13 protein-coding genes are annotated in these 11500 nt (G+C 34.7%); 9 read left to right on the forward strand and 4 right to left on the reverse strand.

Going from position 1 to position 11500, the window contains the following annotated elements; genetic code table 11:
- Positions 1-252: 252 nt before the first annotated feature.
- Both FTU77_RS15385 and FTU77_RS15390 read left to right on the forward strand, forming a co-directional pair.
- The gene (locus FTU77_RS15385; RefSeq protein ID WP_180056156.1) at positions 253-495 is read left to right on the forward strand and encodes a tellurium resistance protein TerC; all 243 of its coding nucleotides are present in this window, start codon (positions 253-255) and stop codon (positions 493-495) included.
- A 12-nt stretch (positions 496-507) separates the two neighbouring features.
- Positions 508-999: a hypothetical protein gene (locus tag FTU77_RS15390; protein WP_180056157.1), complete on the forward strand. Its 492-nt coding sequence runs from the start codon at positions 508-510 to the stop codon at positions 997-999.
- A 213-nt stretch (positions 1000-1212) separates the two neighbouring features.
- Here FTU77_RS15390 and FTU77_RS15395 read toward each other — a convergent pair whose 3' ends face one another.
- Complete coding sequence (locus tag FTU77_RS15395; RefSeq protein WP_218947364.1) at positions 1213-2829, reverse strand: DNA cytosine methyltransferase; 1617 nt, start codon at positions 2827-2829, stop codon at positions 1213-1215.
- Between the two features lie 14 nt (positions 2830-2843).
- Between FTU77_RS15395 and FTU77_RS15400 the strand changes: the two genes are divergently transcribed.
- Together FTU77_RS15400 and FTU77_RS16075 are read left to right on the forward strand one after the other, a co-directional pair.
- Positions 2844-4025 carry an MvaI/BcnI family restriction endonuclease gene (locus FTU77_RS15400; RefSeq protein ID WP_032042725.1) on the forward strand — a complete coding sequence of 394 codons (1182 nt, stop codon included), beginning with the start codon at positions 2844-2846 and terminating at the stop codon, positions 4023-4025.
- Between the two features lie 113 nt (positions 4026-4138).
- Positions 4139-4264 (forward strand): hypothetical protein, encoded by a 126-nt coding sequence (locus FTU77_RS16075; RefSeq protein WP_257223652.1) that lies wholly within the window; start codon positions 4139-4141, stop codon positions 4262-4264.
- A gap of 178 nt (positions 4265-4442) precedes the next feature.
- On the opposite strand, the gene FTU77_RS15405 is transcribed toward FTU77_RS16075, so the two are convergent.
- Entirely contained in the window at positions 4443-5846 is a 1404-nt protein-coding gene (locus FTU77_RS15405) for a MobA/MobL family protein (RefSeq protein ID WP_373685830.1), read from the reverse strand.
- Between the two features lie 242 nt (positions 5847-6088).
- On the opposite strand from FTU77_RS15405, the gene FTU77_RS15410 reads away from it, so the two are divergent.
- The 3 genes from FTU77_RS15410 (at position 6089) to FTU77_RS15420 (ending at position 9267) form a co-directional block, all read left to right on the forward strand.
- A complete protein-coding gene (locus tag FTU77_RS15410; protein WP_180056159.1) occupies positions 6089-6841 on the forward strand; it encodes a hypothetical protein in 753 nt (250 codons plus the stop codon).
- An 899-nt stretch (positions 6842-7740) separates the two neighbouring features.
- On the forward strand, positions 7741-8670 hold the full coding sequence (gene repM, locus FTU77_RS15415) for a replication initiation protein RepM (RefSeq protein ID WP_180056160.1): 930 nt from the start codon (positions 7741-7743) through the stop codon (positions 8668-8670).
- A gap of 78 nt (positions 8671-8748) precedes the next feature.
- Positions 8749-9267 carry a plasmid replication DNA-binding protein gene (locus tag FTU77_RS15420; RefSeq protein WP_180056161.1) on the forward strand — a complete coding sequence of 173 codons (519 nt, stop codon included), beginning with the start codon at positions 8749-8751 and terminating at the stop codon, positions 9265-9267.
- A 189-nt stretch (positions 9268-9456) separates the two neighbouring features.
- Here the strand turns inward: FTU77_RS15420 and FTU77_RS15425 are convergent, their stop codons facing one another.
- Both FTU77_RS15425 and FTU77_RS15430 read right to left on the reverse strand, forming a co-directional pair.
- On the reverse strand, positions 9457-9807 hold the full coding sequence (locus tag FTU77_RS15425) for a hypothetical protein (protein WP_180056162.1): 351 nt from the start codon (positions 9805-9807) through the stop codon (positions 9457-9459).
- 5 nt (positions 9808-9812) lie between these two features.
- Entirely contained in the window at positions 9813-10157 is a 345-nt protein-coding gene (locus FTU77_RS15430) for a helix-turn-helix transcriptional regulator (protein ID WP_180056163.1), read from the reverse strand.
- A gap of 432 nt (positions 10158-10589) precedes the next feature.
- Here FTU77_RS15430 and FTU77_RS15435 point away from each other — a divergent pair, with 432 nt between their 5' ends.
- Both FTU77_RS15435 and FTU77_RS15440 read left to right on the forward strand, forming a co-directional pair.
- Positions 10590-10847, forward strand: coding sequence for a type II toxin-antitoxin system HicA family toxin (locus tag FTU77_RS15435; RefSeq protein WP_180056164.1), 258 nt, complete (start codon positions 10590-10592; stop codon positions 10845-10847).
- Entirely contained in the window at positions 10825-11079 is a 255-nt protein-coding gene (locus tag FTU77_RS15440; protein WP_180056165.1) for a type II toxin-antitoxin system HicB family antitoxin, read from the forward strand. The genes FTU77_RS15435 and FTU77_RS15440 overlap by 23 nt, the downstream gene beginning before the upstream one ends.
- The last annotated feature ends 421 nt before the right edge of the window (positions 11080-11500 follow it).

The raw sequence follows: 11500 nt of genomic DNA on the forward strand, positions 1-11500 counted from the left end.
TGAAGTCATAAGAGAACAGGACGTTCCGCAGAATAAAAATAAATAATCGCACAAGGATCGGCGGCACGACAGGAGTTATGCCAAGCGAACCAATACGAAAAAGCCCGACAGGATGTCGGGCTTTTTTATTTTTAAGACCTTATAAAATAAACCGACAACATTCATTTGCTAACCGTTGTAAAAACACATATATAATGTGTATACACATTATATATGTGTTAAAATATGAACAATAAAGAATGGAGTCACTGTATGACTTACGCAGAGCTTCAAATGACGCTCCTAGAAATGGATCTATCGATAAAAGATCTTGCAACGTTACTTGGCATGAACCCTAATTCCATTACTAATTATAAAAGTACTGGCATGATTCCCCTGCACTTAGCAATTACAGTAGCTCTGATTTCTCATTCAAAAAAAGCTGGTCTATCTCCCGAAGACATTATTAATGAGGTGAAGAGAGGTCATGCTAAGAAATTCCTTGAAAATAATTAAAGGTAATACATTATGCGTACAGATCTACTCTTAGAATTAGCCGATTTCCTAGACAAACTTGATCCCAATAGATTTGATATTCGGACTTGGAGAAGACCATCTAAGGATTCAGTTGGCTTCGTAAGTGATGAGCAACTACTCACTGACTGTAAGACGGTTGCTTGTGCTATTGGATGGGCTGTGACTTTACCAAAGTGGAAGGATGCAGGATTCTATATGGACACTTTGGACATCACCAAAGAGCATATGAATAACCCATTAAGTACGCCATACACTATGGCTATTGTGAAATGGCAAGGTGACTCAGATATCGATTCTTATGATGCTTTACAAGCAGGGTTAAATCTTCCAATAGGTATGGCAGAAGTCCTTTTTGACTTCAATAATTATGCTGATGAAGAATTTACAAGTGCTCAAACGGTGGCTGAAAGAATACGTGAGTTTTGCAGTACGCCATCAGAAGAACTTATGGATTTAGTAGTTTCCTATACTGATACTGAGTAATCCCTACAGGCATAAAAATTAAAAAACTCAATAAAAATGGAGCCTTATGCTCCATTTTTAAAATTCTTATAACGTGTCATATGTTGATTTTAGAAAAAATTAATAATAAAAGACCTCTTGCTAAAATATAGTTTTATCTAATTTTTGACTTGGCTAAAATCTCATAAAATATAGCTTTCGGCTGCTTAAAATTTGACTAACGCAAGAAGTCTACTATTTCAAATTTATTAAATATTTAACTACTAAGCCTAAAGCAACCCCCAACAAGGGTGGAACAGCATTACCAACTTGAGTGTATTGAGGAACTTCAAACTTTCTCATTTGGCCACCAGTAGTTACTTTAGATAGAAACTTAAAGTTATCTGGAAAGGACTGTACTCGAGCCATTTCCCGAACAGTTAGTGTTCTTAAATCACAATAATGGCAAGCATCGTCAGGAATAGATAAAGCTGCTGGTGCTGGTTGATTAGCAACTAAAGCCTTTTGAGTTTGTTTCTTCGTTTGATGTAACTGTAAATACTTTATCAACTCATATTTACTCGAAAAATTAGTCGCTTGGCCATCTTCATTTAAAAAACTTAATTTTTTTAATTCATTAAATGCAGTATCAGAAAGTAAAGTCGTCAAACCTTTAAGAATCTGCTGTACCTCTTTTTTGGTATTTGAAGAAACCAAATTTAAATTTTGATATAACTTAAAACGCTTTTTGACATGAATCCCATTCGCTCTAAGATCATAATTATTTAGCCCCTTATGTGCAGTCAGCAAAGGATTGAACAGAGCATCTAACTTTTTTACATATTCAGATTTTTCTTGATTATTTTCGATAGAAAGGTCTTGAATCGCATCTGCTACGGAAAACTCTTTTCCCTTGTAAGCAATTAACGGCTCTAGAAAAGTATCATGAAAAAATGCTGTGTCCTTATCAACATCAAAGTATTTTAAATGCCCATACTCTAAATCTGTATCTAATTGAACTTTCTCAAAAAACTGATAACTATGTTTTAATATTTCTTGCTCTTTTTCATTTAATTTCTGAATTATTTCTGAATAAATATCTGCACGGATACCCAAAAGAATGAAACGTGGTCGGTTCTGCGCAACGCCAGCATATTTAGCATTTACATGTAAGCATAAAGGAATGTAATTGATCTTTGAAAAGGCCTTGGCAACCTCATACCAGGCATAGAATTGTCCAACTTCGGTATTAAAAGCCCTTAAAATCCCAGAAACATTCTCTAAAAGCACAAACTTAGGGTGAGTGAGTTCCACAAATTTGGCAAATTCCCAGGGTAAAGTATTTCGTTCATTACCCAACTGTCTTAATCCAGCCAGACTGAAACTTTGACAGGGTGGGCCACCAGAAACAAGATCTAAACCACCATCTAAATGTTCATCCTGTATTTGTTTCAATAATTCAGGCTGTTGTTGTAATAATTTATTGAGTTCTACAATACTACCAACAAGTAGTTTTTTATTGAGTTGGGTATTTTGATCTAAATCACTAAAGCCACTATCCATGATAGGTGGGTAGGTTTTAGGATTTTCTCTAAGTCTTTTTGATATTTCATTTTTAGGAAAATTTGAGTTAATCCAAAGTGTATGTTCAAGATGCTGTGCATCTAAATGTTCATCAAAAAAATTATAAGCAAAAGTTTCGGCTGCCATTGGTGATAATTCATTAGCAATAATCAAGTTATACCCTGAAGCTTCTAAGCCTAGGGATAATCCACCACAACCAGCAAACAACTCAATATAGTTCAACCACAGTGCCTTAACGTCTAAAATATCGTGGAATTTTAAAGTACACTCAAGCCAAAGTCCAGGCATTTATACAATTTAAGATGAATCAACGAACACCAATTGACCTAAGCACAGAACAAACAGAACTTTCATTAAAAAATAGAAAATATCTTGCTCAAAATGGTATTGATTATGGTTTGTTATCCATTACTCAAACCGGCCTAAATAAGTCCATTATGGATGCAGTCGGATCTTTAAGAACATACCTAAAGGAAAATCAATATCATAACTATTTTGAACAAAAACAAGGAACTGACTATAAAGTTTTAAAACCATGCCAATTGGTTATCTCTGATACAGACTCTCAGGATCAAAAGGTTAGCTTATATCGTCCTGAAACAAAATCAGGAGATCCACGGATTTGGATTTATGGATTAAAAAATGTGGCTAGCCCTGGTGATGAACTAGCACTCGTTATTGATAAAGGGGATTTATATGCGTTTAACATCTCAAAATTAGATCTAGTTCAAAACCAATTTTTAAATAAGATCATTCAAGACTATGAAGCAACAGCAATGGAGTTACTTGGTCTATTAGAAAACTTAAGCAAAAAAGGACGATTACAATCGATTATGCAAGGCCGGCATGATACGGCTATAGGCAGAACAATTGAACATGCTTTGGGTATTCCAATCAACTCGTCACCTTTACCCGATTATAAAGGGATCGAGCTAAAGGCAGCTCGTTTAAATAAAATTTCAAACCGTACAAATTTATTCGCTCAAGTTCCTGACTGGTCGATCAGTACATTAAAAAGTAGCAAGGAAATCGTTGATAAATATGGTTATCAACGTGGTGAAGATTTAAAACTTTACTGTACGATTAAGACACATAGTTATAATTCCCAAGGTCTTGGCTTTGAGGTCGATTTTGAGCAAGATCAACTGAATGAATTACACATAACAGATGGGCCAGTAGTGAGTTGGTTGGGAGACACTCTTAGAACTAAATTGCTAGAAAAACATCACGAAACTTTTTGGATTAAAGCTAATTCAGATATAGAAAATGGTGATGAATTTTTTACATTAAAATCAATCACACATACGAAGAACCCTGTTTCAAGCCAATTCCTTGTACTTTTGGAACAAGGAATCATTACGATGGATCATTTAATTAAACGTAAAGATAAAACAGGTAAAACAAGTGAAAAAGGCCCCTTATTTAAGATTAAACCAGAACATTTAAGCCTAATTTTTCCTGAGCCAAAGCATTACAATCTGTAATCATGCTTGGATCAAGATTTAACATAAAATCTCTTATACGAAATTTAGATGTAACCCCGAAATAGAAGTGCCTGGGTTATGATGATCTAACTAACATCTCAGGAGATGACGTTGTGAATGACACTGAAAATCAAAAAAAAATTTCGCTCTCAGAATCTGAATTGCTCGAAAATATAAATGAATATACGGCACATGCAGATGAAATTACGGTGCTAACAGAACATGAATGGAGTCATTAATATTTCAGACGCTCTACTTCATTTTTAGAAATTAAATTAAATACAGTATAGACAAAACCCTTGCCACATAAGGCTTTGAAAGGTGTTTTGGAGTAGAGCGTCTGAAAAGTGATTCATTAAATACACTATAGACAAAACCCTTGCCACATAAGGCTTTGAAAGGTGTTTGGCATTGATCTTAAAAAGATGGATCATCATAGCGATAACTTTGCTCTGATTCTTTTTCAGATTTCTGTAAAACATTTGTCTTTACATAAGTCTGAATAGATTTCCCCGCTAATAAAAATTCTCTTACTGCACAAACATCCTGAAGTACATGCTGTGGATCTTGCGTCACCTCATGACTCAGATCTAAAAATAATTGATTGATCATCTGTAAATTAGTTACTCGATCAAATCCTGCGTTCTGTACAGTTTCAATATAAGCTGAAAATTCATCACGGATTAAATCAGGAGATTGTACTGTATTGGTGTCTCTTAAGCTTTGAATCATCTGATCTTTCAATTGCTGTATTTTTTCCAAAGCGCGTTCACGCAGAATCTCTAGATCATTTTTAACCGGTGTTAAATCATAATATTCAGCACGTAAACGATCTTTTTTGCACAAATCATCGATTCCAGTTGCTGGTTGCATCAATGCTTCTTCTAAATATTTCACTCTGTCATCCTGTTCTTTTTGACGTTTTTCATCTTTAAGCTTTTGCTTATGTTCTGCTTCAAGTGCCTTTCTACGAGCAAGTTCTGCTAAATAATACGTTTGGTACAATTCATAATGATTTTCCTCACGGATCTGCTGAATTTCAGCCTTCATTTGCTCTCGTTCAGCCACCAAATCTGGTTGGTTTTCCTTCGCAAAACGGACTTTATTCAACATGATCGGCACATCTTTTAACTGAGTACCGTACTTCTTGTTGTAATCCTCATTCGATAAGCAGCTGACCAAGCCTGGTACTTCAACTGGAATACCTTTGATTTCTAGAATCTTAGTTGGAGCATAGCGTTTCAAACTCTCATTAATCAGATCTTCTGTCTTTTTTCGATAGAGCTTTAACTGACCTTTACCCATCCCAAGCACATCTGCTGTAAGCTTTTGCGCCCCACCTTTTTGTGGTTCTTTAGGGTTATATCGCTTAAAAAATTGTTCTGCTGTACGTTCAATGCCATCTACATGTCTTTCGCTATACATAAAATGTAGATGCGGTTGTGCCTGACCACCAAATGAACCTGGGTGATTATGGATGGCACAAGTAAAGGGATAACGATAGCGATCGGCAAACTCTTCAATGAATGCTTCGGCCAACTCAATTCGTTGCTCTACAGTTAATTCTTTGGGCAATGCAATGACAAGACTTGAACAGGTACGCCCATTACTACGTTCATACATATCTGTCGCTTGCCAAAAAGTGCCTGGATTACCTTTGGCGAAGTCTGGCAAATTTCCAGATCTTACAAACTCTAAGGTTTCATGAATATTTTCTTTATGACGCTCGAAACGCAATGTTCGCGTGATGTAGTGAAATCTCCCGCTAGCAGTGCCTGATTTTTTTGTTTTACCCGATTGGGTTTGCACTGCTTTTTTCACAACATGTTCTAAATTGCAGTAAAACATTGAGCACCTTTTTGGGGGAGGCCTCGCAGAGCCTGCGGAGCGCGAGGAGTAGTGTTTCTAATTCGATATAATTACTACGCAATTATATCGAATTAGAAACACGGAAACGAGCTTATTAATTAAAATAAATGTTCCCACATTTATTTTAATTAATATACGGCATCCGACTTGTTATACTCAATACAATCAATTGCATATTTATACAAGGGGTTCTTATGGCTACACGTGGACGACCAAGCAAAAATCTCTCTCATCAAGATATCGAGGATTTAAAGTTTTTTTTACAGAACCTTCTCTTCCTCAAAAAAAACCAACAACGCGCCCTCAACCTACTTGATGAAACCGCCCCACCTTTTTCAGAACAACAACTCACACTTTTAAAAACGGTAGATCGAGAAAAAAGACTCTTTCAACAACGACAGGTTCTGATTGAAAACATCCAGCTTAAACAAAAAAATCAGCAGACTCTTTTGGCCAATGAAATTGAGATTCTTGGACTACTCAAATTAGATTTAACCCAAGATACTTTTTTCCGTCTTGATCGAGCACTTGAGTCCTACCAAAAAATTGAAAAGGCGGCATTAGAAAATAGAATCCGCTTAGAAGATGAAAAACACCGAGAAATACTGCAAAACAATAAAAAAGAACTGACCGAAGCTCAAAAAAAGAGAAATGCTGAAAACCAACTGAAATATGCACTGGGCGGGGCAGTTCTTGCAGCTTATGAACAGTTAGAGATATCAAGTGAAAACTTAGATCCTCAAAGTGTTAAATCTAAAATTGTGCATAACGAAAGATTCTATGATCTCATCAAAGATACCAAGATATTTAAAGATACTTTTAAATCCTCTGAAAACTATACTCAGGCATGTTTGATGTTACCAAAGCTTCTTGATGCCCTGGCTCAATATCAAATCGCAGATGAGCCTATACATCTGGCTACATTAAGAAAGATAAAGGAGCCTTAAATGCATTTTAAGGCCCTTTAATTAAAAATAAGAGATTCATATCAAAGATATGTTAATAGGGCTAAAAACGCAAAATATGACGATTCACGATAGATTTAAGCGAGTGTCTACGAGCGACACTATGAAAAGTCGCGCCTAGACTCCCTGAAAAACAGGTTTTTAACTATTTAAATTCTCAAAAATAGAAAATCACTTGAAAATATTTGAGTCTAGACCGAGCGTAGCGAGCATAAAAAACTCATGAGCGAAGCGAATTCCGAGTTTCTCTTGTTTTTAGAGAATTAATTCCCGGTATTTGCTAAAAATTGCCCCGACGAACTGAGCGTAAGCGAAGTTCAATAGAGTTTGAGCGTAGCGAAAACCAAGGGCAATTTTTTATGGTTTGTGCTTTTAATTATTTTAATGCTTTTAAATGCTTTTAAATGGTTTGTAATGCTTTTATATCAAGGGTTTCAAAAGTTATAAAGCTAGGTTTATCGACCGTTAAAGCTAGGTTTATCGACCGTTAAAGCTAGGTTTATCGACCGTTAAAGCTAGGTTTATCGACCTTAAAGCTAGGTTTATCGACCTTAAAACAATTCATAGCTTTATTTAAACTAGGTCTGTTGATCTTTCCAAACTACTCACTAATGTTTTTTAAACTAACTGTTAAAACAAGCTTATTAAACTGATTAAACCACTGCTCTAAGCTTTTTAAACTAACCATTAAACTAGGTTTATCGACCCTATTAAACTACTTCTAGTGCTTCTTTAAACTAGGTTTCTTTATCCAGTTAAACTGTATATTTAAGAAACATAAGATATTAATAAAAAAAGATTTATTAAACGAAAATCAATCTATTGAACAATACAATTAAATAGTCTATGTTATGACCTAGCTTATAAAGAAAATACTATAAATGACTAAACTCGTTGTAAAAGACAATGCATTGATCCAAGCAAGTTATACCTTAGATACAGTTGAGCAACGTTTAGTATTGTTAGCAATTTCTGAAGCAAGAGAGACTGGACGTGGCATAACAGAAAATAGCTTGTTGGAAGTACACGCAAGCAGCTATATCAATACCTTCAATGTTGAGAAGCATACTGCCTATACGGTGCTTAGAGATGCCTCAAAAAGCTTATTTGATCGATATGTCACATACCATGATGTAAATCCTAAAACAGGCAAGGATCGTAGCTTCCATTGTCGGTGGGTTGATAAAATAGGATATGAACCTCAATCTGGGATTGTTTTCATAAGATTTACTCAGGATATTGTTCCTCTTATTACAAGGTTGGAAGAAAACTTCACAAAATATGAGTTAGAACAGGTTTCACGACTTACTAGCTCTTATGCTATACGGCTTTATGAATTATTAATTCGATGGCGATCCGTAGGAAAAACCCCTATTTTCGATATAGCTCTATTTAGACAACAACTGGGAGTTGAAGCTCACCAATACAAAACTATGAGTAATTTCAAAACATACGTTTTAGATTTTGCACTTAGTCAAATAAATGAGTTCACTGACATAACAGCTAAATATGAACAACATAAAAAAGGGCGTTCTATCTCAGGATTTTCTTTCACTTTTAAACAGAAAAGAAATGCGTCTGCGAAATTAATTAATACAAAGAGTCCATCTAGTTTCTTTTCTAAAATGACCGATTCTCAACGTCATCTGTTTGCAAATAAGCTTTCTAGACTTCCTGAAATGAATAGCTATTCTCAAGGCACAGAAAGCTTTGAACAATTCGCTGTACGCATTGCAGAAATGCTAAAAGATGCTCAAAAATTTGAAGAATTATTTCCTTATCTTCAAAAAGTTGGTTTTCAATCTGCCTAAAAATTAAGCTTGATCATTTGTCTATTAGACAGTCTAATAGACAGCAAGTTTTTACAAGTTTAGGCATAGGTTTACAGGATGAAAACCCTTACAGTTCTTGAACTTTCCAAGCTTTACAACATCAATAGACAAACGATTTACAACAACATAAAGAAAGGAATTTTAAGTAAAAATTCTGAAAATAAGATTGATCTGGCAGAAGCTATTCGTGTTTTTGGTGAACCTTCAAAAAAACTAGATGTAAAAGAGTCTGTAAAAGTAGACAGTCCAAATTCGGCAGAATTTTTACTGCTTAGACAGCAAATAGACATGCTGAAAAGTCAGCTTGATGATGCCAAAGACCGCGAGTCTTTTTATCAGAACCAAATTGAAACGATGCAACGTCTATTGGAAGCACCAAAACCCCAGATCACTCAATCTGGTGATCATGGATCGGTACAGCCCGAACAAGCGACAGGAGCAAAAGAAGAGGTGATAGCAATGCCACCTAAAGAACCTGAAGTAATCGAGAACAAACGTATTCCAGTTCCAGAGCATGTTGAGCCTGAACCAGAAAAAAGAGGCTTTTGGAGTCGGTTTTTTAGACCCTATGATTAACCAAGATTGTTTAAGTAAAATGAATAAAGTCGTGGAACATTGATCAAATAGTAGTCGTGGAACATGAATAATCAATAAAAAGCCATTCTGGTGCCCTATACTCCAGAACGGCTCACTCTAATATACTGAAAATTAATGAGAAATAAACAGCATTTCGTATAAGGTGTATTATGTTAATTTTAGAAATTCTTAAAATAATGATTTTTTCATAGTAACCATTTCTTTAACTTCCTTTTTCAACGGCTTAATTGCTTTATTTAGATGAGGCGTTAATTTATCTATAACCTCTTGAGTACTTAAAATAGGTAAGTCTTCTAATTGCTTTTCGAGTTCATCACCTATCCCCAATCCATCAGATTCGATAGATAGAGCACAATTAATACTTCCATTTTTTTTCAAATTTTGGAGTGTTGAAATAAGATTCTTTGTTTGATCAATATCTAATTCAAAGACTCTTTCTTCAGTAGTGGTACGAGATACTGTTGCAGCAGCAGTGGCAGCAGCACTGGCAGCAGAAATTATTAACCATGGTAATGGCATATTAATTAATCCTCAAAAAAAGTCTCTAACTTAGCTAAATTAATTCCATCTAATGATTTGTTTTCAATATCTTTTTTATTAAAAACGTAAACACCTTCTTGATGAAGAACATTAACACTAACTTTTAGAGCAGAAGAAAATTTCAATAAATCTAAATTTAATAAACTAATAATTAACAATAGGTTATCTATACCAAGTGTGATTTTTCCTGATTCAATTTTGGAAAGAGTGGACTTACTACATCCTAATAAATCAGAAAACCGAGTTTGGGTAATTCCCAAAGCATTTCTCTGGAAAGTGATGATTGCACCAATTACAACTTGAATAGGAACACTTGACTTATATCTCACTAGAATTTTCTCACTGTCAGGTTTCTACTAATAATACACTTTAGTTTCGGAAAAACAATTACATTTGTTTACTCATAAAAAATAAAAAAGTTTACTATTTTTTTAAAAATGTGTTGACTAATAAGAAACCAATGTGATTATATATGAATCAACAAAGCATGTCCTGCTTTAGAAACACAAATACCAGGAATAAATTTATGGATTTTTTAGTACGTATCGTGATTGCAGCTGTTGTTCAAGAAGCTGTTAAAAAAGTTTTTAAATAACATAAATATGGGAGCTTTATCATGTGGGATAAGTTAATTGATGTAGTAGCTGAGATTGTAGTTGTTGTAATCAAAGACACATTAAACAAATAGGGTTCAATAAATTTGGCTTTGGTAAGTACATTTATTTTTAAGATGAGTACTTGCTAAGGCTAGGAGAATGAAAATGAATAGCTCTGATCTAATAGCATTAATTTTAGAAAATGGATGGTTTATCAGACGTATTAAAGGAAGTCATCATCACTTCAAACATCATTTGATTCAAGGTATCGTTACGATTCCTCATCCCAATAAGAACTTACCAATTGGAACAGTTAAAAGTATTTTTAAACAGGCTCATATTAATTTAAATAAACGTACAATACTTGCTAAGACTGCACCACAAAAAAATGAGGCTTTGAATGCTATTACCCATAGCTATTGATTTATCGAATGGAACTCCATATGCAGTATATTTTCCATCATTATATGGATGTAATGCTGTAGGGGATTCCATAGAAACAGCTATAATAAATGCTATAGAAGCAGCTGAAGAGCATATTGAAATATTACTAGAAGATGGTGATTCTCTACCTCATCCAATCAACATACATGACCTGATGCAACTACAAGAATATCAGCAATGCGTATGGAAACTAATACAGATAAACGCTTAATCAATCTTATTTAACATAATGGGCGTTATACGAAATGCAAAATAAATAGTTTTATATTTCAAAAAGTTATGCTATAAAAAATCGGGGGCGCAAACCCGAAAAGCCGACTTGGAAACAAGTCGGCTTTTTTATGTTCAGTTTTGATATATTCTGCCAATAAAATTGATCAATATTTAATCAAATTGTCATTTTTCTCTGCGTTATCAAGCCAGCGCTGGCTTAAATTATCCCCAATTTCTGCGGACAACTCTCGGGATAAAAATCCACCAATTTTGTACGCCTGAGCGCACATGGATTTAGGGATTTTGCGGATATTCATAACCCCTTGTATTCAATATCATGAAGTCATAAGAGAACAGGACGTTCCGCAGAATAAAAATAAATAATCGCACAAGGATCGGCGGCACGACAGGAGTTATGC

Origin of the sequence: Acinetobacter sp. YH12142, assembly GCF_013418435.1 — a bacterium.
GTDB lineage: Bacteria > Pseudomonadota > Gammaproteobacteria > Pseudomonadales > Moraxellaceae > Acinetobacter > Acinetobacter amyesii.